The 25,049-nt window shown below is 73.8% G+C and carries 21 protein-coding genes and 1 tRNA gene; 11 read left to right on the top strand and 11 right to left on the bottom strand.

The features are described from left to right. The first annotated feature begins 209 nt into the window (after window positions 1–209). From aroA to hisN, 4 genes are all read left to right on the top strand, one after another. Window positions 210–1,541 (top strand): 3-phosphoshikimate 1-carboxyvinyltransferase, encoded by a 1,332-nt coding sequence (aroA, locus tag OG550_RS23190; protein WP_327680506.1) that lies wholly within the window; start codon window positions 210–212, stop codon window positions 1,539–1,541. 16 nt (window positions 1,542–1,557) lie between these two features. After that, a complete protein-coding gene (gene rsgA / locus OG550_RS23185; RefSeq protein WP_327680504.1) occupies window positions 1,558–2,613 on the top strand; it encodes a ribosome small subunit-dependent GTPase A in 1,056 nt (351 codons plus the stop codon). A 138-nt stretch (window positions 2,614–2,751) separates the two neighbouring features. Next, a complete protein-coding gene (locus OG550_RS23180) occupies window positions 2,752–3,075 on the top strand; it encodes a DMT family transporter (RefSeq protein WP_327680503.1) in 324 nt (107 codons plus the stop codon). A gap of 405 nt (window positions 3,076–3,480) precedes the next feature. Then, complete coding sequence (gene hisN / locus OG550_RS23175) at window positions 3,481–4,278, top strand: histidinol-phosphatase (RefSeq protein ID WP_327680501.1); 798 nt, start codon at window positions 3,481–3,483, stop codon at window positions 4,276–4,278. 89 nt (window positions 4,279–4,367) lie between these two features. Here hisN and OG550_RS23170 read toward each other — a convergent pair whose 3' ends face one another. Next, window positions 4,368–5,846, bottom strand: coding sequence for a catalase (locus tag OG550_RS23170; protein WP_327680499.1), 1,479 nt, complete (start codon window positions 5,844–5,846; stop codon window positions 4,368–4,370). A 104-nt stretch (window positions 5,847–5,950) separates the two neighbouring features. Here OG550_RS23170 and OG550_RS23165 point away from each other — a divergent pair, with 104 nt between their 5' ends. Then, a complete protein-coding gene (locus OG550_RS23165) occupies window positions 5,951–6,370 on the top strand; it encodes a Fur family transcriptional regulator (RefSeq protein WP_327680497.1) in 420 nt (139 codons plus the stop codon). Between the two features lie 129 nt (window positions 6,371–6,499). On the opposite strand, the gene OG550_RS23160 is transcribed toward OG550_RS23165, so the two are convergent. The 3 genes from OG550_RS23160 to OG550_RS23150 form a co-directional block, all read right to left on the bottom strand. Beyond that, on the bottom strand, window positions 6,500–8,470 hold the full coding sequence (locus tag OG550_RS23160) for a tetratricopeptide repeat protein (protein WP_327680495.1): 1,971 nt from the start codon (window positions 8,468–8,470) through the stop codon (window positions 6,500–6,502). Window positions 8,471–8,854: 384 nt separating this feature from the next. After that, a tRNA-Met gene (locus tag OG550_RS23155) sits at window positions 8,855–8,928 on the bottom strand. Between the two features lie 56 nt (window positions 8,929–8,984). Continuing rightward, complete coding sequence (locus OG550_RS23150) at window positions 8,985–11,972, bottom strand: UPF0182 family membrane protein (RefSeq protein WP_327684075.1); 2,988 nt, start codon at window positions 11,970–11,972, stop codon at window positions 8,985–8,987. A 295-nt stretch (window positions 11,973–12,267) separates the two neighbouring features. On the opposite strand from OG550_RS23150, the gene OG550_RS23145 reads away from it, so the two are divergent. Continuing rightward, window positions 12,268–12,831 (top strand): PPA1309 family protein, encoded by a 564-nt coding sequence (locus tag OG550_RS23145; protein WP_327680493.1) that lies wholly within the window; start codon window positions 12,268–12,270, stop codon window positions 12,829–12,831. A gap of 66 nt (window positions 12,832–12,897) precedes the next feature. Here OG550_RS23145 and OG550_RS23140 read toward each other — a convergent pair whose 3' ends face one another. The 4 genes from OG550_RS23140 to OG550_RS23125 all read right to left on the bottom strand — a co-directional run bounded on the left by OG550_RS23140 (window position 12,898) and on the right by OG550_RS23125 (window position 16,211). After that, the gene (locus tag OG550_RS23140; protein ID WP_327680491.1) at window positions 12,898–13,974 is read right to left on the bottom strand and encodes a YlbL family protein; all 1,077 of its coding nucleotides are present in this window, start codon (window positions 13,972–13,974) and stop codon (window positions 12,898–12,900) included. A 42-nt stretch (window positions 13,975–14,016) separates the two neighbouring features. Next, entirely contained in the window at window positions 14,017–14,205 is a 189-nt protein-coding gene (locus tag OG550_RS23135; protein WP_327680489.1) for a hypothetical protein, read from the bottom strand. A gap of 206 nt (window positions 14,206–14,411) precedes the next feature. After that, the gene (locus OG550_RS23130) at window positions 14,412–14,852 is read right to left on the bottom strand and encodes a molybdenum cofactor biosynthesis protein MoaE (protein ID WP_327680487.1); all 441 of its coding nucleotides are present in this window, start codon (window positions 14,850–14,852) and stop codon (window positions 14,412–14,414) included. A 210-nt stretch (window positions 14,853–15,062) separates the two neighbouring features. Then, window positions 15,063–16,211, bottom strand: coding sequence for an NAD-dependent epimerase/dehydratase family protein (locus tag OG550_RS23125; protein WP_442906061.1), 1,149 nt, complete (start codon window positions 16,209–16,211; stop codon window positions 15,063–15,065). A gap of 210 nt (window positions 16,212–16,421) precedes the next feature. Here OG550_RS23125 and OG550_RS23120 point away from each other — a divergent pair, with 210 nt between their 5' ends. Further along, a complete protein-coding gene (locus OG550_RS23120; RefSeq protein ID WP_327680485.1) occupies window positions 16,422–17,960 on the top strand; it encodes a zinc-dependent metalloprotease in 1,539 nt (512 codons plus the stop codon). Further along, window positions 17,957–18,586 carry an NUDIX hydrolase gene (locus OG550_RS23115; protein ID WP_327680483.1) on the top strand — a complete coding sequence of 210 codons (630 nt, stop codon included), beginning with the start codon at window positions 17,957–17,959 and terminating at the stop codon, window positions 18,584–18,586. Before OG550_RS23120 ends, OG550_RS23115 begins: the two co-directional genes overlap by 4 nt. 129 nt (window positions 18,587–18,715) lie before the next feature. Here OG550_RS23115 and OG550_RS23110 read toward each other — a convergent pair whose 3' ends face one another. Continuing rightward, window positions 18,716–19,411 (bottom strand): M48 metallopeptidase family protein, encoded by a 696-nt coding sequence (locus tag OG550_RS23110; RefSeq protein WP_327680482.1) that lies wholly within the window; start codon window positions 19,409–19,411, stop codon window positions 18,716–18,718. Between the two features lie 255 nt (window positions 19,412–19,666). Between OG550_RS23110 and OG550_RS23105 the strand changes: the two genes are divergently transcribed. From OG550_RS23105 to OG550_RS23095, 3 genes are all read left to right on the top strand, one after another. After that, a complete protein-coding gene (locus OG550_RS23105; RefSeq protein WP_327680480.1) occupies window positions 19,667–20,752 on the top strand; it encodes a ThiF family adenylyltransferase in 1,086 nt (361 codons plus the stop codon). A gap of 125 nt (window positions 20,753–20,877) precedes the next feature. Beyond that, window positions 20,878–22,428 (top strand): FAD-binding oxidoreductase, encoded by a 1,551-nt coding sequence (locus tag OG550_RS23100; protein ID WP_327680478.1) that lies wholly within the window; start codon window positions 20,878–20,880, stop codon window positions 22,426–22,428. 155 nt (window positions 22,429–22,583) lie between these two features. After that, complete coding sequence (locus tag OG550_RS23095; RefSeq protein WP_327680476.1) at window positions 22,584–23,957, top strand: ABC1 kinase family protein; 1,374 nt, start codon at window positions 22,584–22,586, stop codon at window positions 23,955–23,957. Between the two features lie 177 nt (window positions 23,958–24,134). Here OG550_RS23095 and OG550_RS23090 read toward each other — a convergent pair whose 3' ends face one another. After that, window positions 24,135–24,533 (bottom strand): hypothetical protein, encoded by a 399-nt coding sequence (locus tag OG550_RS23090; RefSeq protein WP_327680474.1) that lies wholly within the window; start codon window positions 24,531–24,533, stop codon window positions 24,135–24,137. Continuing rightward, the gene (locus OG550_RS23085) at window positions 24,530–24,895 is read right to left on the bottom strand and encodes a WhiB family transcriptional regulator (protein WP_380355869.1); all 366 of its coding nucleotides are present in this window, start codon (window positions 24,893–24,895) and stop codon (window positions 24,530–24,532) included. The genes OG550_RS23090 and OG550_RS23085 overlap by 4 nt, the downstream gene beginning before the upstream one ends. Window positions 24,896–25,049 lie beyond the last annotated feature (154 nt).

The following is a 25,049-nucleotide window of genomic DNA, read 5'->3' as shown; positions in this document are numbered from 1 at the left end:
GGCACCCGCCCGCCCCGCCAACCCGGGCCATGCGCCGAACCCGCCCCGAGCCGAAGGGCCGCGCCGGTGCCGAAAGGGAGAGCGCGAGGAGGCCGCGAGGAACGAGCGGCATCGGAGCGCCGACCGTCGGCACCGGATCAAAGCGGCCCGGAGGCGAGCGGGCGACAGCACGGCAGAGACTGTTTCGGTACGGCCCCTAAACTTGCCCCATGACCGAGACCCTGTGGCCCGCCCCCGTCGCGACCAGCCCCGTTGACGCCACCGTCACCATCCCCGGCTCCAAGTCGGTCACCAACCGGGCCCTGGTGCTGGCGGCACTGGCGGACGAGCCCGGCTGGGTGCGCCGTCCGCTGCGCAGCCGGGACTCCCAGCTGATGGCCGACGGCCTGCGCGCGCTCGGTGTCGGCATCGAGGAGCAGGTCAACAACGACTCCGGCGGCACCGGCGGCGGCGAGGCCTGGCGGGTCATCCCCGCCCCCGCCCTGCGCGGCCCGGCCTCCGTCGACGTCGGCAACGCCGGCACGGTCATGCGCTTCCTTCCCCCGCTCGCCGTCCTCGCCGACGGCCCGGTCCACTTCGACGGCGACCCGCGCAGCCACGAGCGTCCCCAGCACGGCGTGATCAACGCCCTGCGCGCGCTCGGCGCCCGGATCGACGACGGCGGCCGCGGCGCCTTCCCGCTCACCGTGCACGGCACGGGCGCGCTGGAGGGCGGGCCGGTCGAGCTCGACGCCTCGTCCTCCTCGCAGTTCGTCTCCGCCCTGCTGCTCTCCGGTGCCCGCTACAACCAGGGCGTCGAGGTCCGGCACGTCGGCGGCCCGGTCCCGTCGCTGCCGCACATCCGGATGACCGTCGAGATGCTCCGGCTGGCGGGCGTGCAGGTCGACGCCCCCGAGGACGGTGGCGAGAAGGACGTCTGGCGGGTCACGCCGGGCGCCCTGATCGGCCGCGACATGGTGGTCGAGCCCGACCTGTCGAACGCCGCGCCGTTCTTCGCCGCCGCCCTGGTCACCGGCGGCCGGGTGACCGTCCGCGACTGGCCGCGGCACACCACCCAGCCGGGCGACCAGCTGCGCGACATCTACACCCGGATGGGCGGCAGCTGCGAGTTCACGGACGAGGGCCTCCAGTTCACCGGCACCGGCCGGATCCACGGCATCGAGGCCGACCTGCACGACGTCGGCGAGCTCACCCCGGTGATCGCCGCCGTCGCCGCCCTCGCCGACTCGGAGTCTCACCTCTACGGCATCGCCCACCTGCGCCTGCACGAGACGGACCGGCTGGCCGCGCTCGCCAAGGAGATCAACGACCTCGGCGGCGACGTCAGCGAGACCGAGGACGGTCTGCGGATCCGCCCCCGCAAGCTGGGCGGCGGCGTCTTCCACACGTACGAGGACCACCGTCTGGCCACCGCCGCCGCGGTGATCGGCCTGGCCGTCCCCGGCGTCCTGGTGGAGAACGTGGCCACCACCGCCAAGACCCTGCCGGACTTCCCCGCGATGTGGGACGAGCTGCTCACGGGAGCGGTGGCGGGCGGCTGAGCGGGAGACTGAGGACATGCGCCGTTACGGCAAGGACGCCGACGAGGACGACATCCGCAACCGTCCGGGACGGAAGGGTTCCCGGCCGCGGACCCGGATCCGGCCCAAGCACGAGGACGCCGCCGAGGCGATGGTGCTCACCGTCGACCGCGGCCGGCTGACCTGTCTGATCGACCCGGGCACCAAGCAGGAGCGCGAGATCGTCGCGATGAAGGCCCGCGAGCTGGGCCGCAAGGGGGTCGTCGTCGGCGACAACGTCTCCCTGGTCGGCGACCTCTCCGGCGACGCCGACACGCTGGCCCGGATCGTCCGGGTCGAGGAGCGCAGTTCGGTCCTGCGGCGTACCGCGGACGACGACGACCCGTACGAGCGGATCGTCGTCGCCAACGCCGAGCAGCTCGCCATCGTCACCGCGCTGGCCGACCCGGAGCCCCGGCCCCGGCTGATCGACCGCTGCCTGGTCGCCGCGTACGACGCGGGGATGGAGCCGCTGCTCGTCCTCACCAAGGCCGACCTGGGCCCGGCGGAACCGCTGCTGGACGCCTACGCCCCGCTCGGCATCCAGTACGTGGTGACCCGCCGGGACGAGCTGGCGACCACCGGTGCCGAGACCGTCCGGGAGCGGCTGCGCGGCCTGCGCACGGTGTTCATCGGCCATTCCGGCGTCGGGAAGACCACGCTGGTCAACGCCCTCGTCCCGCAGCACCAGCGGAGCACCGGCCGGGTCAACGCGGTGACCGGCCGGGGCCGGCACACCACCGTCTCGGCCCTCGCGCTGCGGCTGCCTCCGCCGCCCGGCGCCAAGCCGGGCTCGAAGAAGGCCCTCGACCCCGGCTGGGTGATCGACACCCCGGGTTTCCGGTCCTTCGGCCTCTCGCACATCGACCCGTCGCGGGTCATCCTGGCCTTCCCCGACCTGGAGCCCGGCACCGCCGAGTGCCCGCGTGCGTGCAGCCACGACGAGCCGGACTGTGCGCTGGACGCCTGGGTCGCCGAGGGCCACGCCGAGCAGGCCCGGCTCTACTCGCTGCGCCGTCTGCTGGCCAGCAAGGAGGCCCGCGAGGACGAGTGAGGCTCTGCGGAGGGCCGCGGGGCCCGCTGAGTCCGGTGTTTTCGCGCGTTCGAGGTGTCGGAGCGCCTCCGCCTGGTGATCATAGGAAAGTCGGGCCGGATCACGGTCCGGTCCGCCGATCGACAGGGAGAGCACGCGATGGCATGGGCCCTGGTGATCCTCGCCGGCCTCCTGGAGACCGGCTTCGCGATCAACCTCAAGCTCAGTGAAGGCTTCACCAAGCTCTGGCCCACCATCAGCTTCTGCGTCTTCGCCCTCGGCAGCTTCGGCCTGCTCACCATCTCCCTGAAGACCCTCCCGGTCGGCCCCGCGTACGCGGTGTGGACCGGCATCGGCGCGGCCGGCACCGCGATCTACGGCATGCTCTTCCTGGACGAGACCACCTCGGTGCTCAAGCTGGTCTCCATCTCCCTGGTGATCGCCGGAGTGATCGGCCTCCAGCTCAGCGGCTCCGCGCACTGATTCTTCGCCCGCTCGCCTCCGGGCCGCTTTGATCCGGTGCCGACGGTCGGCGCTCCGATGCCGCTCGTTCCTCGCGGCCTCCTCGCGCTCTTCCTTTCGGCACCGGCGCGGCCCTTCGGCTCGGGGCGGGTTCGGTGCACGGCCGGGGTCGGCGGGGCGGGCGGGTGCCGTAGGGCTCGGAGCGGGTCCGGTGCACGACCGGGGTCGGCGGGGCGGGCGGGTGCCGAGTGGCTCGGAGCGGGCCCGGTGCACGGCCGGGGCCCTCGGGGCCGACGCGTGCCGTAGGGCTCGGGGCCGGCGGCGTGCCCCCCACCTGCTCCGGAGGGCTGGCGCCCGACCGGCCGCGACCGCCCGGTCCGCGAGCCCGACTGTCCCGATCGGGGTGGGCTCGCTAGGGTTTCGGACATGGCCGACTACCACGACGACCTCCGACTCGCCCACGTCCTCGCCGACTCGGCCGACTCGGTCACCCTGGAGCGCTTCCGCGCACTCGACCTGCGGGTCGAGACCAAGCCCGACCTCACCCCCGTCAGCGACGCCGACAAAGCCGCCGAGGAGCTGGTGCGCAGCGTCCTCCAGCGGGCCCGTCCGCGCGACGCGGTGCTCGGCGAGGAGTTCGGCCTCCAGGGCTCGGGCCCGCGCCGCTGGGTGATCGACCCGATCGACGGCACCAAGAACTACATCCGCGGCGTGCCGGTCTGGGCCACCCTGATCGCCCTGCTGGAGGACGGCCCGGACGGCGTCGAGCGGCCGGTCGTCGGCATGGTCTCGGCCCCCGCGCTGAACCGCCGCTGGTGGGCCGCCAAGGACCTCGGCGCGTACGCCGGCCGCAGCCTGGCCAAGGCGAGCCGGATCCAGGTCTCCGGCGTCTCGCGGATGGCGGACGCCTCCTTCTCCTACTCCTCGCTCTCCGGCTGGGAGGAGCGGGGCCGCCTCGACCCGTTCCTCGACCTCACCCGGGCCTGCTGGCGCACCCGTGCCTACGGCGACTTCTGGTCGTACATGATGGTCGCCGAGGGCGCGGTGGACATCGCGGCCGAGCCGGAGCTGTCGCTGTGGGACATGGCGGCCAACTGCATCATCGTCGAGGAGGCCGGCGGCCGCTTCACCGGCCTGGACGGCGTCCCCGGCCCGGGCGGCGCCGACGCGGTCGCCTCCAACGGCCTGCTGCACGAGGAGACCCTGCGCCGGCTGAGCGTGTGATCCCCGGCGGTCCCCCCTGACATGGGTGCGGGCCCGTTCCGACCGGTGCTCCGGTCGGGACGGGCCCGCTGCTCATCGGGGGCGCGACGTCACTTCTGCTTGCGCAGCTCCCGCACCGCGGCCTCAAGGCGCTGACCGTAGTCGGCGTCGGCCTTGCGGAAGTTCTCGACCGCGCGCTCGACGATGTCGTCGCGGTCGGCCGAGACCTTGGCGATGAAGCCGGCCAGGTTGGCGATCAGCCGCTGCTTCTCGTCCTCGCCGATCAGCCGGTAGAGGTTGCCCGCCTGCACGAAGTCGTTGTCCTCGGCGTGCGAGTGGGCGTCGTAGGTGCCGGTGGCACCGCTGACGGGGGTCGGCGCCCAGAGCGGGCGGCCGGTCTGCACCGGACCGCCGAAGCTGTTCGGCTCGTAGTTCTTCCGGCGGCCGTGGCGGCCGTCGTAAAGGTGGCCGTCGCGGCTGTTGTTGAGCGCCTCGGTGGCGTGCGGGCGGTTGACCGGCAGGTGGTCGGCATTGATGCCGACGCGGTAGCGGTGGGCGTCCGCGTAGGCGAAGAGGCGGCCCTGCAGCATCTTGTCGGGGGACGGGCCGATGCCGGGCACGAAGTGCGACGGCGAGAAGATCGACTGCTCGACCTCGGCGAAGACGTTGTCGGGGTTGCGGTTGAGCTCCAGCTTGCCGAACTCGACCAGCGGGTAGTCGGCGTGCGGCCAGACCTTGGTGAGGTCGAAGGGGTTGAAGCGGTAGTCCGCCGCGTCGGCCGCCGGCATGATCTGGACGCTGACCGTCCAGGTGGGGTACTCGCCGCGCTCGATGGCCTCGCGCAGGTCGCGCTGGTGGCTGTCCGGGTCCTCGCCCGCGAGCTTGGCCGCCTCCTCGGACGTAAGGTTCTTGATGCCCTGGTCGGTCTTGAAGTGGTACTTGACCCAGAAGTACTCGCCGGCCTCGTTCTGCCACTGGTAGGTGTGCGAGCCGAAGCCGTCGAGGTGCCGGTAGGAGGCCGGGATGCCGCGGTCGCCGAACAGCCAGGTCACCTGGTGGGTGGCCTCGGGCGACAGGCCCCAGAAGTCCCAGACGTTGTCCGCCTCCTGGGAGCCGGTGTACGGGTCGCGCTTCTGGGTGTGGATGAAGTCCGGGAACTTGGTGGCGTCCTTGATGAAGAACACCGGGGTGTTGTTGCCGACGAGGTCGTAGTTGCCCTCCTCGGTGTAGAACTTCAGCGCGAAGCCGCGCGGGTCGCGCACGGCGTCGGCCGAGCCGAGGTTGCCGGCCACGGTGGAGAACCGCAGGAAGGTCTCGGTCTGCTTGCCGACCTCGGCGAGGAACGCGGCCCGGGTGTAGCCGGTCACGTCGGCGGTCACCGTGAAGGTGCCGTAGGCGGCCGCGCCGCGGGCGTGCACCACGCGCTCCGGGATGCGCTCCCGGTTGAAGTGCGCGAGCTTCTCGAACAGCTGCTGGTCCTGGATCAACGCCGGACCGCCGACACCGGCGGTCTCGGTGTTCTGGTTGTCGGCGACGGGGGCACCCGCCTCCGTGGTGAGGGTGGGGCGCAGCTCGTCCTGGGTAGTCATAAGAGGGTGCCTCCGCGTGATCCGGTCGTTATGACTCGATCCTAACTTGGACTTTGTCCAAGTCAAGACTGGAACCAGTCCAGGAGGTCACTTACCCTGTACCCATGAGTGACCTGCTGGAACGGCTTCGCGGACGTGGATGGCGGCTGACCTCGCAGCGCCGGGTCGTGGCCGAGGTCCTCGACGGAGAACACGTGCACCTCACCGCCGACGAGGTGCACGCCCGCGCCGTGGAGCGGCTGCCCGAGATAAGCCGGGCGACCGTCTACAACACGCTGGGCGAACTCGTCTGCCTCGGCGAGGTGTTGGAGGTCGCCACCGACGGCCGCGCCAAGCGGTACGACCCCAACGCCCACCACGCCCACCAGCACCTGGTCTGCTCCGGGTGCGGCGCCATCCGCGACGTCCACCCGATGGGCGACCCGCTGGCCGCGCTGCCCGCCTCCGAGCGCTTCGGCTTCACCGTCTCCGGTGCCGAGATCACCTACCGCGGCCTCTGCCCGGACTGTACGAACCGGCCGTGACCGGACGGGCGCGCGCCACCCCGCGCCCCCACCGCACGGCCGGCGCCCCGTGACCCGCGAGGTCCTGGCCCCGACGTCCGCGCCGACCGACGTCCGCACCCCGGCGTCCGCGCCCCGACGTCCGACCCGCTACGCGCTCAGTTCCGCGTGCAGCGCGCCCAGCAGCCGGCCCGCCCGCTCGGCCACCTCCGCCGGGCCGTAGTCCGCCGCCCGCCGGCACCAGTTCTCCGCCTGCACCGGCTCCCCCCGGCGCAACGCCAGCAGCGCGAGCCGCAGCGCCGCCCGCCCGTGCCCGGCGTCCGCCGCCCGGGTGTACCAGAGCATCGCCTCGGCCTCGCTGTCCTGCCGGGCCAGCAGCAGCCCCAGGTTGAACGCGGCGCTGCGGCTGCCCGCCTCCGCCGCCCGCCGGTACCAGCTCTCGGCGATCTCCAGGGCCCCCCGCTCGGCCGCCCGGACGCCCATCCGCACCTGCGCCCGCCGGTGCCCGGCGTCGGCCGCCACCGCGTACCAGTGCTCGGCCTCCGCGTCCGAGTCGCCGCGCCGGTCCAGCACCGAGGCCAGCCGGAACGACCCCTCCGCCGACCCGCCCGCCGCCGCCTGCCGGTAGCGCTCCAGCGCGCCGGCGAGGTTGCCGCGCTGCTCCTGCACCACCGCCAGCTGCAGCGCCGCCTCGCCGTGCCCCTCCGCGGCGGCCCGCGCGTACCACTCCTGGGCCTGCTGCTGCTCACCGCGCCCGGCGTGCAGCACGCCCAGGTTGAACGCGCCGTCCACGCTGCCCGCCTCGGCGGCCTTGGAGAACCACGGTTCGGCGCCCGACTCGTCGCCGCGCTGCAGCAGCACCACGGCCAGCGCGTTGCACGCCTCCCGGTGCCCGGCGTACGCGGCCCGGCGGTACCACTGCTCGGCCTGCTGGTCGCGGCCCGCACCGGCGCACAGCAGCCCCAGGTTGAAGGCGCCGTTCTGGTCCCCGGCCTCCAGGGCGCTGCGGTACCAGCGCTCCGCCGCGGCGGCCTCGCCGCGCGAGGCGTGCAGCGCCCCGAGCGCGTTGGCGGCGTTGCCGTCCCCCGCCTCGGCCGCCTCCTGCCACCAGTCGGCGGCCGCGCCGAGCTCCCCGGAGTCGCGCAGCAGGAAGCCCAGCGCGCACGCGGCCCGCGGTTCGCCGTTCTGCGCCGACTGCCGGTACCAGCGGGCGGCCTCCTCCAGCAGCGCGTGGTCCCCGCCGGCCCGCTCCTCCAGCAGCACGCCGAGGCGCAGCGCCGCCCGGGCGTGGCTGCGGGCGGCCGCGATCCGGTACCAGGCCTCCGCGGTCTCCTTGTCCCCGGCGGCCTCCCGCATCCGGGCCAGCCGGTAGGCGGCCTCGCGGTGGCCGGCGTCGGCGGACACCTTGAACCACCGCTCGGCGCGCACGTCGCGGCGGTGCTCCATCAGGTCGCCCAGTGCGTAGGCGCCCAGCGGGTGCCCGTGGTCGGCGGCGAAGTGCAGCCAGTACTCGGCCGCCTCCTCCTCGCCCTGGTCGCGCAGTTGCAGGCCGAGCGCGTGCGCGGCGGGCGCGCTGCCGGCCACCGCCGCCTGCCGCCACCACTGGGCCGCCTCGGCCCGGTGGCCCTGCTGGTGCAGCAGCACGCCGAGGTTGTTGGCGGCCGAGCGCAGCCCCGCCGCGGCGGCGGCGCGCAGGTACGGCTCGGCGTCCTCCAGGTCGCCGCGGCGCAGCAGCAGGGTGCCGAGGCGGCCGGCGGCGTCCGGGTCGCCGGCGTCGGCGGCCTGCCGGTGCCGGGACTCCAGCGCGGCCTGCTCGCGGGCGGCCAGCGCGCTCTCGAAGCTCGCGGTGTCGAAGCCGGCCCGGTCGCCGGCGCCCTCCCCCTGGTCGGCCTGCTCGGCGAGCGCCCCGTACGGGCCGATCCCGGCGGTGAACCGGCTGGTGGGGACGTGCACCAGGCTGTCCGGGCCGTAGCCGGACTCCGGCCGGCGTTCCGTCAGGCCGCTGGTGCGCTGGGCGGGCAGGGCACCCGGGTTCCGCTCGGGGCTCTCCGCCCAGGCCTCGGTGTCCACCTCGGTGGTCGCCGGTCCCGTTCCCGCCCCGTTCTTGCCGATCAGCCTCATGCCGACTCCCGCTCCCCCAGAGTGTCGCGGCATCCTTCCCCGGTCGCGGACCGGGGGGACCGTCCCCCGGCCTTCGGCCGGAGGCACCCCCAGGGGGCGCGTCGGATCGGACGGCCGGTCAGCAGCCGTGCAACGTCCCCCATGTGTCCCATCGTCGCATCACCCGCAACCCGCGTACACCTGCCCCGGCCGATTTCGGCGGGGCGGACCCGAAGCCGACGAGATTGCTTCGGCGCTTTGTCGATTTCCCGACACTTGCGCCCCGCAAACCCCGCTGCCGTCGTCCTTGGCGACGCTCGATGGTACCGGAGCGGCCCCCGCGGCCCGGCCGGAAAAACGTCAGAGGCCCGGAGGACGAATCCTCCGGGCCTCTTCGCTACTGAGTAGCGGGGACAGGATTTGAACCTGCGACCTCTGGGTTATGAGCCCAGCGAGCTACCGAGCTGCTCCACCCCGCGTCGGTAGCCAAACCATAGCACGGTCGCGGGGCGGGACAGAAATCGGTTGCCGCAGCTCAGGAGCCCGGGGTCGGCGTCCCCGTCGGCGCGGCCGCCGGGGTCGTGCCCGGCGCGGCGCCCGGCGTCGGAGCCGCGCCCGCCCCCGGCGTCGGGGCCGGTGCCGGGGTGCCGGCCGGCTTCTGCTGCGCCGCCTCGATCGCCTTGAGGGCGTCGCTCAGCGCCTTCTGGGCCTGCCCGTAGGCCGCCCAGTCGCCGTTCTTGAACGCGGTCTGGCTGTCGTTGTTCGCCTTGACCGCGTCCCCGATCGCCTTCTGCAGCTCCGGCGAGACCGTCGTCCCCGGCGTGGTCGGGCTGGTCGGCGTCGTCGGGTTGGTCGGCGTGGTGCCGGGCGCCGTCGGCGTGACCGCCGCCCCGCCCGCCGCACCGCCGAGCACCTTGGCCAGCGCCTTCTCCAGGTTGTCCTCGACGGCGACGACCGCGTTCTCGTTCCCGTAGGTCGCCAGCACCTTCTTCAGCACCGGCACCTTCGCGCTGCGGCCGATCAGGTAGACCGGTTCGACGTTGAGCAGGCCGCCGCCGACCGGGAGGGTCAGCAGGTTGCCGTACTCGATGTCGGAGTCGGTGCCGGTCTTCAGCAGGGTGAGCTGGTTGGCCACGAGCGGGTCCGAGTTGAACTTCGCCTGCACCTGCTTCGGCCCGAGCGCCCCCGAGTCGGTCGGCATCTTGGCGATCCGGATCTTCCCGTAGTCCGGTCCCGGGTCGGCGCTGACCGACATGAAGGCGGCCAGGTTGTCACGGCCGTTGGGCGCGAAGCTCGTGGTGAGCGAGAACGTCGCGGCCTTCGCGTCGGGCATCCGGACCGTCAGGTAGTACGGCGGCTGCACCTCGTTGGAGTTGGTGGTCGGGTCGGTCGGCACCTGCCAGATGTCCGTGCCGTTGAAGAAGCCGCCGGCGTCGGTCATGTGGTACTCGGCGAGCAGGTCCCGCTGCACCTTGAACATGTCCTGCGGGTACCGCAGGTGGGGCATCAGCGAGCCCGGGATCTCGGCCTTCGCCTTGACGGTGTCGGGGAACGCCTTCATCCAGGTCTTCAGCACCGGGTCGTTCTCGTCCCACTGGTAGAGCGTCACCTCGCCGGTGTACGCGTCCACGGTGGCCTTGACCGAGTTGCGGATGTAGTTGACCTGGTTGGCGGCGGTCAGCAGCTCACCGCGCTGGTTGGTCAGCGAGTCCTTGGTGACGTCGCCCAGGGTCGTCTTGGACGAGAACGGGTAGCCGTCGGAGGTGGTGTAGCCGTCCAGCACCCAGACCACCCGGCCGTCCTCCACCACCGGGTACGGGTCGGCGTCGATGGACAGCCACGGGGCGACCTTCTCCACCCGCTCCTTGGGGGTGCGGTCGTAGATGACCTTCGCGCCGTCCCGGATCGCGCTGGAGTAGAGGATCTGCGGCTCGGCGAACTTCACCGCGTACGCGGCCCGGGTCAGCGGGTTGCCCAGCCCGACGCCGCCCTCGCCGTCGTAGCTGAAGTGCACCGGGGTGCCGTCCTCGGCGGTGTAGTCGATGTCCTGGTACCCGCCGCCGACGATCGAGTACGTCGTGGTCTTCTCGCCGTAGTAGATGCGCTGCTGGTAGTCGCCGAAGGAGCCCTTGGTCGGCAGCGCCGACTCGGTGTAGACGGGGTTGCCGTTGGCGTCCACCTGGTTGCCCTTGGCGGCGATCACGCCGTAGCCGTGGGTGTAGTTGAAGTGGTCGTTGATCCAGTTCCGCTGGATGCCGTTCAGGTCCAGCTCGCGCACGCCCAGCACGGAGTCCTGGTCGCCGTACCGGTCGACGTCCAGCGACTTGGGGAAGGCGTAGTACTTCCGCAGCGCCTGGTTCTGCTGGAAGGTCGGACCGACCACGTTCGGGTCCAGCAGCCGGATGTCCGCGATGGTCTGGGCGTCCGGCTTCAGCGCGTCCGCGTTGGTCGAGTCCGCCGGGTCGTAGGTGCTGACCTCACTGTCCGCGATCCCGTACGCCTGGCGCGTCGCGTCGATGTTCTTCTGGATGTACGGCGTCTCCTTGGCCTGCTCGTTCGGCTTGACCTGGAACTGCTGCACGATCGCCGGGTACACCCCGCCGATCAGCACCGCCGACAGCACCATCAGCCCGAGGCCGATCAGGGCCGGGGCCCAGGTGCGGCGGATCGGGGTCAGGAAGAACAGCACCGCGCAGATGATCGCGACGAAGAACAGGATCGTCTTCGCCGGCAGGAACGCGTTGGCGTCCACGTAGCGCAGCCCGGTCCACCCGGACACGCCCTTGTACGCACCGGTCTTCACCGCCAGCGCGTACCGGTCCAGCCAGTACGCCACCGCCTTCAGCAGCACGAAGACGCCCAGCAGCACCGCCAGGTGCCCCTGCGCGCCGACGCTCGCCCGCCGGCCCGGGCCCTGCAGCCGCAGCCCGCCGTACAGGTAGTGCACCAGCACCGAGGTGAGCAGCGAGACGATCACCGCGCTGAACGCGAAGCCCAGCAGGAACTCGTAGAACGGCAGCTCGAAGGCGTAGAACGAGACGTCCATGCCGAACTGCGGGTCCTTGACGCCGAAGGACGTCCCGTTGGTCCACAGCAGCCACGTCCGCCACTGGCCCGAGGCCGCGGCGCCCGCCACCAGCCCGATGACCAGCGCGATCCCGGTCAGCGCCCAGCGCTTGAACGGCGCCAGGCCCGAGCGGTACCGGTCCAGGCTCTGTTGCTCGACGGACATCGCCGACAGCGGCGGCCGCAGCCGGTGCGCGAGCCACACGTTGAAGCCGACGATCACCGCCATCAGCAGGCCGAAGACGGCGAACAGTCCGATCTTCGTCCACAGCTGGGTGGTGAACACCGAGGAGTAGTGGACCGACTTGAACCAGAGCCAGTCCGTCCAGAAGCCGGCGAACATGACGAACAGCAGGAAGAGGACCGCGAGCACTCCCAGGGTCAGCAGGAGCACCCGCGCCCGCCGGGAGGGCGGGCCTACTCTGCGCCGGAAACCCGGCCCTGAGCGTTCCGGCATCTGGAATACCACGGTGGCACCTCAGTTGTGTCGTCTGGAGTCGGTCGGTCTTCAGTGCAACTTAACCAGGCTTTAGCCGAGTTCCCACCGTTAGCAGACGGTTACTAGCACCACCGCCGCTCCCCGCCCGCCGGCGCGGCCCCCGCCGCGCTCCCGGAGGGCCGCCGCACCGCTCCCCCCGGCGGCTCCCGGACGGGCTCCCCGGCACCGCCCGGCGGCCCCCTCCGGCTCCCCCGCGGCCCCGTCCGGCACCGTGCGGCGCCGCCCCGCCCGCCCGGCGTGTGAGGATTGAGGCATGTCCGATGGATCCAATCTCCCCGACGACGTCTCCACGCTCCCGGCCGCCACCCCGCTGACCCGGGCGGCCCTGGAGATCGACGAGTACGCCGCCACCCTCGGCTGGGACCTCCCGGCCCGGCTGTTCGCCCTGGTGGACAGCGCCGCCCTGCGCAAGGCCGACCCGCGCATCGCCAAGCAGCTCGGCCTCGCCGACACCGAGGAGGCCGGCCTCACCCCGGTCGAGCAGGACGAGCTGCCGGCCGGCATGGAGCTGGACAAGTTCCTCGGCACCATCGCGTGGCCCGACGCCGTCGCCGGCTGCGCCCTGGTGGTGGAGCGGCTGATGCTGCCGCCCGGCTCCGAGCAGACCCGCCCGCGCAACGCCAGCGACGCCCAGCTCGCCGAGTGGGTGGCCAACCACCCCAAGCGCGAGGAGGTGCGGATCACCGCCGCCGTGCTGCGCGGCGGGAAGCGGGAGGTCGCGCTGCGGCTCCGCTCCAAGGACGTCGCGCGCGAGGTGCTGACCGGCCCCGACCTGGTGCCGGGCCTGACCGAGGCCCTGCTGGCGACCTTCGCGTAGCGGAACGGCCACCCGGCCGCTCCGCCCGTCGACCCCCCGACCGGTCCCCCGCTCCTGCGGCCCCGGTTACGAGGCGCAGGACGGCAGCGCGGAGGTCTGCCCGGAGCGGACCTGCTCCAGCGACTTCAGCGCGCCGTCCAGCGTCTCGGCCTTGACCAGGGTCAGCCCGTCCGGGGTGTGCTTGCCCGCCTCGGCGCAGTTGGCGGCCGGTGTGAGGAAGAACTCGGCGCCGGCGTCCCGCGCGGCGATCAGCTTCATCGATATGCCGCCGATCGGCCCGACCGCGCCGTCGTCGTCGATGGTGCCGGTGCCGGCCACGAACCGGCCGGCGGTGAGGTCGCCGGGCGTCAGCTTGTCGATGATGCCGAGCGAGAACATCAGGCCGGCGCTGGGCCCGCCGACGTCCTGCAGCCCGATGTCGATGCGGAACGGGTAGGTGTGCTTCAGGCCCGGGCGGATGCCGACCATCGCGGACCCGGTGTCGGGCGACTTCACGGTCGGGACGGTGATGTCGGTGCGCACGCCCGGCTCGGCGGAGCCCTCCTTGACCCGCGGCACCACGGTGAAGACCACCTGCTCACCGGGCTGGTGCCTGGTGACCGCCTTGGCCACGGCCTCCGGGTCGCCCACCGGGGCGCCGTCGACGGCGACGATCTGGTCGCCGGCGTGCAGCCGGCCCTCGGCCGGGGCGCCGGCCGTGACGGCCTGGACGATCAGCTCGCTGCCCATCGGGATGCCGAGCTGCTTGAGCGCGGCGGTGCGGGCGTGGTCCTCGGAGAGCGCGAACTCCTCGGCGTTCTGCTGCTTGGCCTCGGCGTCGGTCTGCCCCTTCGGGTAGACGTTGTCGTGCGGCACCACCAGCACGTCGTCCCGCAGCCAGCCGACCACCGCGTTGACCAGGCTGGGCTCGTACTTGGCCCCGGTGACCTGGACGGTGGTCATGTTGAGGTGGCCGCTCGCCGGGAACGACTCGTGGCCGGTGATGGTGATCACCGGCGTGCCCGTCTTCTCCTGCACACCGAGCGTGTTGTACGTCGGGCCCGGGCTCATCTCCGTGTACGGCACCTTCATCAGCACCGAGGCACAGAGCAGCGCTATGAGCAGCAGGGTGGCGGCGAGCATCGTCGCAGAGCGGCGTGGCATGCCTCGACAGTACGGGACGCGGCCGACGGTACGCCCGGCGGGCTACCGGCCCGGACGCTCGTCCGGACCGGAGCCTGCCGTCGTGCGTTCCATCGCGGCCATGAACCGCTTGTGTTCGGCCAGTGAGGCCGGATCCCCCGTCGCCCTGGGGGCCCGCTGGGCCCACCCCGCCCACACGGCGGCGAGCAGTGCGGCGACTACCGGAATGATCAACCAGGCGAGCGCAGCCATCTCAGTACTCCCAGCTCGTCGTGTCTATGAGCAGATTAACCACTCCGGCGGACAACGTTGACGGCGCCTTCCGGGTTACGGCACGGCCGATCGGCTCACTGCCAGGGAGTATTCGGCGCACAGGTCCACACCCGTTCGAGTGAGGGACCGGCGCGCCTGCGCGTCGGCGGGCCACGACGGGCGGCGCCTGGCCACAACGGGCCCGGTCAGCAGTTCCCGGCGCCGACCCACTCCTCCTCGCCGTCGGAGAAGACCTGGTGCTTCCAGATCGGCACCTCGTGCTTGAGGTCGTCGATCAGCCGGCGGGCGGCGGCGAACGCCTCACCGCGGTGGGCGCAGGAGACCGCGACGATCACCGCCTTGTCGGTGATCCCCAGCCGGCCGATCCGGTGCACCGCGGCGAGCGCCCGGACCGGGAAGTCCGCGACGACCTTCTCGGCGATCCGGCGCATCTCCTGCTCGGCCGTGGGGTGGCAGCTGTACTCCAGCGCGGAGACCGACTTGCCGCCGTCGTGGTCGCGGACCGTCCCGACGAAGACGGTCGTCCCGCCGGCCGCGTCGTCGCCCACCGCCGCGTACACCTCGTCGAGCGAGAGCGGGGTGTCGCGGATCGCGAGCAGGCGGATCGGGTCGTGGTTCTCGGACATGACCCCATGTTCCCCCATCCCGGCGGGGGCGGGGCAAGAGGCTTCCGCATCACGATTGCAAAATTTCGCATCGTGAGAACGATCGGGTCCGAGCGGCTCCTCCGGCACCGGCCCGGGGCGCCCGCCGCCGACCCGCCCGGGACCGGGGGAGACCGGCGACCGGCGGAGACCGGCGACCGGGCGCCGGCGGCGGCCGGAGGGCCGCCGCACTCAGAAGCGGCGCCGCTTCCGCGCCCGCCGCACCAGCGCGGCCGTACCCACCAGCGCCACCGTCGCCCCCGCCGCACCCAGGCTGGTCGCGGCCTCCTTGCCGCCCAGCCGCCGCCCGGCCACCGCGTGCTTCCCGGCCACCTGCGCCAGCAGCTCCGCCAGCACCTCCTCGTTGGTGTACCTCGGCCGCCAGCCCGCCTCGTGCAGCCGGCTGCCCGACACCACCCACGGGTACATCGTGTACGCGAGGTCCCCGGCCGGCGCCGGCGTCAGCCCCAGCCGGTGCAGCCGCGCCGCGGTGCCCAGCGCGAGCGAGGCCGGCAGCTCCATCCGCCGGATCCCCGACAGCCGCTCCACGTCCTCCTGCTCCAGCCAGCCGTCGCAGCCGACCGTCACCTCGCCCTCGACCAGGCCCAGCGCCGCGTACTCCAGCGCCACCGCCAGGTCGTCCACGTGGCAGAACTGCCAGCAGGGCCGCGAACCCGCCACCACCAGCAGCCGCGGCGCCTCGAAGTGCCGGGTCAGCACGGTGTCGACCCCGGGACCGACCACCACGGCCGGCCGCAGCACGGTCACCTGCAGCCCCGGGTGCGCCCGCGGTGCCCGGCGGGCCAGCCGCTCGATCTCCAGCAGGTCCCCGACCAGCGAGGCCTCCTCGGTCGCCCGCAGCTCGGAGTCCTCCGCCAGCGGCACCTCGTTGTCGGCCAGTGCGCCGTAGACCATCGCCGAGGTGCAGAGCACCACCCGGTGCACCCCGGCGGCCGCGGCCGCCGTCAGCACCGTCTGCGCGCCCCGCACGTTGTAGGCGCTGCGCGCCCGCGGGTCGGACTCCATGCCCAGGTCCATCGCCAGGTGGACCACCACGTCCACCCCGGCCAGCCGCTCGGCCACCGCAGGGTCCCGGACGTCGAGGACCCGCCACTGGACACCCGGCACCTCACCGCGCCGGTCGTCCACCGCGAGCACCTTCTTCACCCCCGGCGAGGCCACCAGCCGGGCCGCGACCCGCTCGCCGAGCACACCGGCGGCACCCGTGACCGCCACGGTCAGGGGTCTTCCGTCATAGGCTGGAGGCGGCGACGCCGAGATGTCCGGGGCGTCCTCTCCTCCGGTCAGCCCAGAGCGAACGTCCGAAGGCGGGGAACTCACCGGCCATCCTCCACGGTTAGCTTATGTGCGTACGTACGTGTGTCACGTACGTCCATCCTGCCCGAGGCTGAGGCCCGGCGGTGCACCCGGCGCGGACCAGCCGCGCGGGAGCCGCCCACCGGCCGGGAGTCCCCCCACTCCGCCGACCGCCCCGGGCACACAGATTTCCCCGCCACCACCCGTATGACGGCCGACCGGATCGAGGACCCCGTGAGCGACCTTCCCTTCGGATTCGGCGTTCCGCCAGAGGAGCCCGAAGACGGCAAGGCCAAGCCCGGCGACGAGCAGAAGAAGGACCAGGGCGACGGCGAGCAGAGCGGCCCGCAGCCCTTCGGCTTCGGCGCCGGCAACCCGCTCGGCGCGCTCTTCGGCATGGGCGGCGTGCCCGGCGCGCCCGGCACCCCCGGTGCGGGCGACAACCCCTTCGCCGCCATGTTCGGCGGCCTCAACCCCAACGACCTCGGCGCCGCCTTCCAGCAGCTCGGCCAGATGCTCTCGTTCGAGGGCGGCCCGGTCAACTGGGACCTCGCCAAGGACATCGCCCGGCAGACCGTCGTCGCCGAGCCCGCCGAGGGCAAGAGCAAGGACCGCTCGGTCAGCGCGACCGAGCGGGCCGCCGTCGCCGAGGCCGTCCGCCTCGCCGACCTCTGGCTCGACGGCTCCACCGAGTTCCCCTCCGGTGCCGGCACCGCCGTCGCCTGGAGCCGCGCCGAGTGGATCGAGGCCACCCTCCCGGTCTGGAAGGACCTCGTCGACCCGGTCGCCGAGCGCGTCGGCAACGCCATGGGCGGTGTCCTGCCCGAGGAGATGCAGGCCATGGCCGGCCCGCTGATGGGCATGATGCGCTCCATGGGCGGCGCCATGTTCGGCACCCAGATCGGCCAGGCGCTCGGCGCGCTCGCCGGCGAGGTCGTCGGCTCCACCGACGTCGGCCTCCCGCTCGCCCCCGCCGGCAAGGCCGCGCTGCTGCCGCAGAACGTCGCCGAGTTCGGCGAGGGCCTGAACGTGCCCGTCGAGGAGGTCCGGCTCTACCTCGCCCTGCGCGAGGCCGCCCACCAGCGGCTCTTCGCCCACGTGCCGTGGCTCCGCGCCCACCTGCTCGGCGCCGTCGAGGCCTACGCCCGCGGCATCAAGGTCGACACCTCCCGGATGGAGGAGCTGGTCGGCCAGCTCGACCCGAGCAACCCCGAAGCCCTCCAGGAGGCGCTCGCCGGCGGCCTGCTCCAGCCCGAGGACACCCCCGAGCAGAAGGCCGCGCTCGCCCGCCTGGAGACCGCGCTCGCGCTCGTCGAGGGCTGGGTCGACGCGGTCGTGCACGCCGCCGCCGAACCCCACCTGCCGCAGGCCGGGGCGCTGCGCGAGACCGTCCGCCGCCGCCGCGCGGCCGGCGGGCCCGCCGAGCAGACCTTCGCCACCCTGGTCGGCCTCGAACTGCGCCCCCGCCGGCTGCGCGACGCCGCCCGGCTCTGGGCGCTGCTCGCCGACGCCCGCGGCATCGAGGGCCGCGACGACCTCTGGCAGCACCCCGACATGCTGCCCACCGCCGCCGACCTCGACGACCCGGACGCCTTCGTGCACCGGGACACCGCGGGCGGTGTCGAGGGCGGCCTCGACTTCGACGCGATCGACAGGCTCCTCGGCGAGGCCGCGGCGGGCGGTGCGGCCGGTGCGGCCGGCCCGAAGTCCGACCCGAAGCCCGACCTGACGAAGAAGGACGACGAGGACGGAAAGGACGAGTCCGGCGCATGACGGTCACCGAGACGGGCACCGGCGGAACGGGCACCGCCGGCGCCCCCGGCACCGCCGCCGCGGGTGCCCTGCACGCGGACGCCGTCCGCACCCTGGCCGGCTGGCGCCCCGCCGACCCGGCCCAGGAGCAGCTGCGGCGCGACTACCTGCAGCACCTCGCCGACCGGCCCGACGGGCTGTTCCGCTCCTGCCTGCCCGCCCACGTCACCGCCAGCGCGGCGGTCGTCGACCCGGCCGCCGGGCGGGTGCTGCTCACCCTGCACCCCAAGGTCGGCCTCTGGCTGCAGATGGGCGGCCACTGCGAGCCCGGCGACGGTGACCTCGCTGCGGCGGCGCTGCGCGAGGCCACCGAGGAGTCCGGCATCCCGGACCTCTCGCTGCTGGCCCTCGACGGCACGCCCGTGCCGGTCAAGCTCGACCGGCACCAGGTGCGCTGCACCGGCAAGGACCGGCCCGAGAACACCCACCTCGACGTCCAGTACGTCGCGGTGGCGCCGCCCGGATCGCAGGCGCTGATCAGCGAGGAGTCCCTGGACCTGCGCTGGTTCGACTTCGACCGGCTGCCCGAGCTCACCGACCACTCGGTGCGCGACCTCGTCGCCCGGGCCCGGGAGCTGACCGGCTGAGGCGTTCGGGGGCGTCCGGACCAGGAAGGGGCGCGGGCCACTGTGGCCCGCGCCCCTTCGTCGTTCCCGTACCTCCGCGCCGCCGCGCCGCCGTGTCTCCCCGGGGGCCCGCACGGGGACCCGGCGGGCTCAGCCGCAGGAGCCGGCCGGCCCCGCGTCGGGCTGCCCGGCGTGCCGGGCCCCCGGGATGTGCGGCAGCCTGGCCGCGGAGACCACGCCCTCCAGGTAGCCCCGGGCCCGCTCCGTCTTCGGGTACGCCTCCAGCAGGGCCCAGAACGCCGGCCCGTGGTCCGGCACCAGCAGGTGTGCCAGCTCGTGCAGGAGCACGTAGTCGACGACGTACTCCGGCATGCCCTGGAGGCGGTGCGAGAGCCTGATCGTCCGCTCACTGGGGGTGCACGAACCCCAGCGCGAGTTCTGGTTGGTCACCCAGCGCACCTGGGCCGGCTCGGCCCGGTCGTCCAGGTAGGCGGCGGAGAGCTCGCGGGCCCTGGCCACCAGCGCGTCGTCGCCGAGCACCCGGCGGCTCTCCTGGGCGGCGAGCTTCTCCAGCATCTGCGCGACCCAGCGCTGCTCCTCGGCGTGGGACATCCGCGCCGGGATCAGCACGATGGTCCGGTCGCCCTCCCGGTAGGCGGAGACCGTCCGGCTGCGCCTGGCGCTGCGCCGCACCTCGACCCGGGAACGGTCGAACGGCTCCGACCGCGCGGCCCCCGGTTGCTGCTCCGGACGCCCGCGCGTGCTCGGCGCCGCCACCTGCGACCCGGACGCTGCACGGGCACGCCGAGGCGACGCCGAGGGATGGGAGTCCCGTTCGGCTGCCATGGCACACGACGTTACCCGGTGGGGCGGACAGAAGTCCGCTGCCATGGCCGAAATGTTTCGTGGAGCGATCGGGAACGAAAGGCCGACGGAAGGTGTCCGGAATCCGACCCCGGGCCGGACGTCAAGTTATCCACAGGGTGTGCGGACGGTTCATCCGATCATGGTCCTGCTCCTGTGGATAACGTGGCGCACGCCGTCGCCCCGATCGGGCATGCTGCCGCCGACCGTCCGGAACCGATCGGGAGGAAGACCGCCGTGCGCCTCGCCCTCAAGACCGCCCTCTCCCGCAGCTGGCGGGACTCGGACACCCTGCAGTTCGGCACCGTCTCCCGGCACGCCGGCGTGCTCGCCCACGCCGACCGGGCCCTCTGCGACTTCCTCGGACTGGTCGACGGGACGCGCGACCGCCCCGCCCTGCTCGCCGAGGGCGAGCGGACCGGCTTCGGGCGCGGGCCGGCCGGCACCGTCCTCGACCTCCTGGAGGAGGCCGGCGTGCTCGACGACGCCGAAGCCTCCGACCGGGCGCTCGCCCGCTTCCCGCAGCCGCACCGCGAACTGCTCGGCCCCGACCTCGCCTCGCTCTCCCTGATCCACTCGACTCCCGGCGCCGCACCCGCGGTCCTGGCCCACCGGGCCGACCGCGCGGTCGAGGTGCGCGGCGCGGGCCGCGTCGGGGCGGCCCTCGCGGCCGTGCTCGCGGCGGGCGGCACGGGAGCGGTCGGCGTGGTGGACTCCGGCCGCGTCGCCCCCGGGGACTGCTCCCCCGCGGGCCTGCCGGCCGGGGACGTCGGGCGGCTGCGGTCCACCGCCGCCCGCGAGGCGGTCGACCGGGCCTCCGCCCGGCACCCGGCCCGGCACAGCCGGCGGCCGAGGCCCGGGCTGCCCGACCTGGTGGTGCTCGCGCCCCGGGACGGCAGCGGGGCGTTCGCCGGCGGCACGCCCCAGGCCCGCGAACTCCTCCGGGCCGGGGTCCCGCACCTGTACGTCGGGGTGGTGGAGGAGTTCGGGGTGGTCGGCCCCCTGGTCGTGCCGGGTTCGTCGGCCTGCGGCCACTGCCTGGTGCTGGCCCGCGAGGACGAGGACGCGGCCTGGCCTCGGATCCTCGCCCAGCTCGCCGACGACGGCCCCGGCCGGGCCCCGGCACCGGCCTGCGACACCGCCCTCGCGACCGCGGTCGCCGGACTCGCGGCGCTCCACGTCCAGGTCTTCCTGGACGGCGGCCGGCCGCCGAGCGTCGACGGCTGGTGCGAGATCTCCGCCGTCGACGGCATGCCGCGCCGGCTGCGGCTCAAGGGCCACCCGGACTGCGGGTGCCTCTGGCAGCCGGTCCCACCGCACTGAGCCGAACCCCCCGTGAGCCCCCGTACCCCTGCGCTACTGTGTCGACGGCCTCCCGGCCGATGACCGGACGACGGCCCCTCTCCCGATCGCAACGCTCGTGCACGACCTCACCGAAAGGTCCCGGCATGATCACTCGCAGATCGCTCCTCGGCGGCGCCGGCGCGCTGGCCCTCCCGCTCGCCGCCGTCACCGCCCTCCCCGCCTCCGCCACGGCCTCCGAGTCCCGGCGACGACGATGGTCCCGGCTGGCGGCCCGGCTGCACGGCACCCTCGTCCTCCCCGGCGACCCGGCCTACGGCACCGCCAAGCAGATCGGCCAGGCCCGCTTCGACTCCGTCGAGCCCGCCGCCGTCGCCTACTGCGCCGACGAGGCCGACGTCTCCCTCTGCCTCCGCTACGCGCAGGACCACGACCTCCCGATCGCCGTCCGCGCCGGCGGCCACAGCGGCGGCGGGTACTCCACCGGCACCGGCCTGGTGATCGACGTCTCCCGCCTCGACTCGGCCGCCGTCACCGCCGACGGCAGGGCCACCTTCGGGGGCGGCACCCAGCTGGTCGACGTGACCAACGCCGTCGCGCCCCACGGCCTCGCGGTCTCCGGCGGGTTCTGTCCCACCGTCTCCCTGGGCGGCTTCCTCCAGGGCGGCGGGATCGGCCTGCTCACCCGGCACGTCGGCATCTCCAGCGACAAGGTGACCTCGGCCCGGGTGGTGCTGGCCGACGGCAGGACGGTCACCGCCTCGCCCGACGAGCACGACGACCTGTACTGGGCGCTGCGCGGCGGCGGTGGCGGCAACTTCGGCGTCGTCACCTCCTACACGGTGCAGCCCGTCCCGCTGGCCACGCTCACCCTGGCCAGCCTCACCTGGACCTTCGACAGGGCGGTCGACCTGCTGGACGGCTGGGCGCACTGGCTGCCCGACGCCCCGCGGACCCTGGGCGGCGGGGCCGTGGTCGGCCTGCCCCCCTTCCCCGGCGCGTCCCCGTTCGTCTCGGTGCTGATCGGCTCGGTCGGCACCGAGGCCGAACTGTCGGCGGAGATCGGGCGGCTGGTCTCGCTGGTCGGCGCCGTCCCGGCCACGCGGAACAGCTTCACCGCGCCCTACCTCTCGGTCATGATGGGCCTCTACGGCTGCGGCTCGTACACCCGGGACCAGTGCCACCGGGCGGGCACCGGTCCGACCGCCGTCCTGGCCCGGCCGACCGCCGCGGTGGACCGGGGCCGGCTGTTCGACGGGCCGCCGCCGCGGGCGCTCTGGGAGGCCGCGGTCGGCCGCATCGACGGCGACCGGCAGACGGGCCACCAGCGGATGGTCCAGCTGAGCGCGCTGGGCGGCGCGGCCAACGACCCGGCACGGACCGCCTCCGCGTACGTCCACCGCAACGCGCAGTTCAACGCGAGCTTCGGCGCGGTCATCGCCACCGGCCCGGTGGACCAGGCCGCCGTCGCGGCGGCGCGCAGCTGGGCGGACGGCGGGTTCGCGCTGCTCGACCCGTACTCCAGCGGCGAGAGCTACCAGAACTTCATCGACCCGGGGCTGCCGGACTGGCAGCGCGCCTACTACGGCGAGAACTATCCGCGGCTGGTCGGGGTCAAGCACCGGTACGACCCGCACCGCCTGTTCTCCTTCCCCCAGGCCATCGGCACCCGCCCGGGGCGGGGCGCCCGGGGCTGAGACCCGGCCGGGGTCGGGGCCGGGGTCGGGCAGCACCGGTCCCGGCCCGGGCGGGGTGCGCAATCCGGCCGGGGCCGGGGCGGCGAGCGGGCACAATGGCGTATGACAGCCGGCCTCCGCTGCGGGGGCCGGGGGCGTGTCGATTGGAGGCCCGGGTGAGCGATCTTCCGCGCAAGGCAATGACCCGCACGGCAAGACTCGCCGCCCTGCCGCTGGGGATAGCCGGCCGGGCCACCCTCGGGCTGGGGAAGCGGATCGGGGGCCGGTCGGCCGAGGTCGTGACGGCCGAGCTGCAACAGGCCACCGCCGACCAGCTGTTCAAGGTCCTGGGGGAGCTCAAGGGCGGGGCGATGAAGTTCGGGCAGGTGCTGTCCGTCTTCGAGGCCGCGCTGCCCGAGGAGGTGGCCGGTCCGTACCGGGCGGCGCTGACCAAGCTGCAGGACGCCGCGCCGCCGATGCCGGCCTCCACCGTGCACACCGCCCTGGAACAGCGGCTGGGCGCGCACTGGCGGGAGCTGTTCCGGGAGTTCGACGACCGGCCGGCGGCGGCCGCGTCGATCGGGCAGGTGCACCGGGCGGTCTGGCACGACGGGCGCACGGTCGCGGTCAAGGTGCAGTACCCGGGCGCGGGGGACGCGCTGCTGGCGGACCTCTCGCAGCTGAGCCGGGTCGCCTGGCTGCTGGGCCCGCTGATTCCGGGCCTGGACATCAAGCCGCTGATCACCGAGCTGCGCGAGCGGGTCGCCGAGGAGCTGGACTACGAACTGGAGGCCCAGGCCCAGCGGCGCCACGCCGAGGAGTTCGCGGGCGACCCGGAGATCGTCGTGCCGGGTGTGGTGGCGCAGGCCGACCAGGTGCTGGTGTCGGAGTGGATGGACGGCACCCCGCTCTCCGAGGTGATCGCCGGCGGGACCCAGGAGGAGCGGGACCGCGCGGGACAGTTGCTGGCGCGCTTCCTGTTCGCCGGCCCGTCGCGGACCGGGCTGCTGCACGCCGATCCGCACCCGGGCAACTTCCGGCTGCTGAAGGACGACGGCCCGGTGGAGGGCTGGCGGCTGGGCGTCCTGGACTTCGGCACGGTCGACCGGCTGCCCGGCGGGCTGCCGGCGCCGATCGGGGCGTCGCTGCGGATGGCCCTGGCCGGGGACGCGGCGGGCGTGCTGGCGATGCTACGGGAGGAGGGCTTCGTGAAGCCCTCGATCGAGCTGGACCCGGACGCGGTGCTGGACTACCTGCTGCCGATCATCGAGCCCGCGGCGGTGGACTCGTTCCACTTCACCCGGGCGTGGATGCGGGCGCAGGCCGCGCGGATCGCCGATCCCCGCTCCCCCGCGTACAACCTGGGCAAGCAGCTGAACCTGCCGCCGTCCTACCTGCTGATCCACCGGGTGACGCTGAGCACCATCGGCGTGCTCTGCCAGCTGGGGGCGAAGGCGCCGTTCCGGGCGGAGATGCTGGCGTGGCTGCCGGAGTTCGCGGAGGAGCGGCCGGCGCCGCCGAAGCGACGGGGGCCGACGAAGAAGGACTGAGGCCGCGCCGCAGGACGCCTGGTGCCCCCGGGGCGCGGGCCGGGGGGACCGGACCCGCGCCCTTCGTGCGACAACGGCCGCAGGCCGCTCCCCGGATCGGGGGGCGGCCTGCGGCACGACGGGGGTCCGGTGTGGTGTCCGGGGGTGCGGCCGGCGGTGCGGCTGCGGGGCGGGCGACTACATCAGGGCGACGGCGAGGGCCTTGCGGGCCCGGAGCGAGGCACGCTCGGCCTTCTGCTTGAGCCGGTGGGCCCGGGCGACCCGACCGACGAGTCGTTGGTGCTCCGCCTCCTGGAGGCGCTCTTGCATATGCGCACGCGCCAGGGATTCGTGGAGAAGTTGCATTTCGAGGGTCCTGTTCTGGATCTGACGTTCGGTGGTCTGCTCTGCGCGGACGGTGGGATCGATGGCGGCGGCGGTCATGTGGTGGTCCTGCTCGTGGTGCGTTGTCGGGAAGGGGTGGACGCCGGCCGTGTCGGCCTTGGCGGCGGCGATGCGTACGGAGCGGCGGAGGGCGCTGTCCAGCGGGGGCTGCTCTCCCCGGCGGACGGCCTCGGCTCCGGACGCGGGGTTCACGCCGCGACCTCGGTCTTGCGCGGGCGGCCACGCGGCCGCTTGCGGGCCACGACGACACCCTGGACGAAGAGCTCGCCACCCCAGACGCCCCAGGGCTCGCGGCGCTCCAGCGCGCCGGTGAGACAGGCGTCCTTGACCGGGCAGGTGCCACAGAGGGACTTCGCGTACTCGACGTCGGCGGGCGTCTCGGCGAAGAAGACCTCGGGGTCGAAGGCGCGGCAGGGAACGGGGAGGCCGAGCTCCTCGGCCTGGTCGATCGAGGTGATCTGCATGGGGGAAACCTCCGGGGGGTCGGCCTGGTCGGCCTGGATCTGGTTTGTCGGCGGTACGGACGGGGTGGGCGGTGTGATGACCGTGGACACTGTGGGCGTCTTCCTCGTCTTCTCAGTGGGTCCGGCTCAGCTGACTGGTGGGGCTGGGCCGGAGGCCCCGGAGGGCCTGGGTGGTCTTGCGTACCGGACAAAACAGAAGGGCCGCGGATCCCGGTGTGACGGGTTCCGCGGCCCTGGAGGTGCC

It is taken from the genome of Kitasatospora sp. NBC_00458 (assembly GCF_036013975.1).
Lineage (GTDB): Bacteria > Actinomycetota > Actinomycetes > Streptomycetales > Streptomycetaceae > Kitasatospora.
Note: the sequence above shows the minus strand (reverse complement) of the source record. Positions and strands in the feature narration are given on the sequence as shown.

Excerpts from the sequence above, each read along its gene's own strand:
- aroA (WP_327680506.1), top strand. The coding sequence starts at position 210 with ATGACCGAGACCCTGTGGCCCGCCCCCGTCGCGACCAGCCCCGTTGAC.
- rsgA (WP_327680504.1), top strand. The coding sequence starts at position 1,558 with ATGCGCCGTTACGGCAAGGACGCCGACGAGGACGACATCCGCAACCGT.
- OG550_RS23180 (WP_327680503.1), top strand. The coding sequence starts at position 2,752 with ATGGCATGGGCCCTGGTGATCCTCGCCGGCCTCCTGGAGACCGGCTTC.
- hisN (WP_327680501.1), top strand. The coding sequence starts at position 3,481 with ATGGCCGACTACCACGACGACCTCCGACTCGCCCACGTCCTCGCCGAC.
- OG550_RS23170 (WP_327680499.1), bottom strand. The coding sequence starts at position 5,846 with ATGACTACCCAGGACGAGCTGCGCCCCACCCTCACCACGGAGGCGGGT.
- OG550_RS23165 (WP_327680497.1), top strand. The coding sequence starts at position 5,951 with ATGAGTGACCTGCTGGAACGGCTTCGCGGACGTGGATGGCGGCTGACC.
- OG550_RS23160 (WP_327680495.1), bottom strand. The coding sequence starts at position 8,470 with ATGAGGCTGATCGGCAAGAACGGGGCGGGAACGGGACCGGCGACCACC.
- OG550_RS23150 (WP_327684075.1), bottom strand. The coding sequence starts at position 11,972 with ATGCCGGAACGCTCAGGGCCGGGTTTCCGGCGCAGAGTAGGCCCGCCC.
- OG550_RS23145 (WP_327680493.1), top strand. The coding sequence starts at position 12,268 with ATGTCCGATGGATCCAATCTCCCCGACGACGTCTCCACGCTCCCGGCC.
- OG550_RS23140 (WP_327680491.1), bottom strand. The coding sequence starts at position 13,974 with ATGCCACGCCGCTCTGCGACGATGCTCGCCGCCACCCTGCTGCTCATA.
- OG550_RS23135 (WP_327680489.1), bottom strand. The coding sequence starts at position 14,205 with ATGGCTGCGCTCGCCTGGTTGATCATTCCGGTAGTCGCCGCACTGCTC.
- OG550_RS23130 (WP_327680487.1), bottom strand. The coding sequence starts at position 14,852 with ATGTCCGAGAACCACGACCCGATCCGCCTGCTCGCGATCCGCGACACC.
- OG550_RS23115 (WP_327680483.1), top strand. The coding sequence starts at position 17,957 with ATGACGGTCACCGAGACGGGCACCGGCGGAACGGGCACCGCCGGCGCC.
- OG550_RS23110 (WP_327680482.1), bottom strand. The coding sequence starts at position 19,411 with ATGGCAGCCGAACGGGACTCCCATCCCTCGGCGTCGCCTCGGCGTGCC.
- OG550_RS23100 (WP_327680478.1), top strand. The coding sequence starts at position 20,878 with ATGATCACTCGCAGATCGCTCCTCGGCGGCGCCGGCGCGCTGGCCCTC.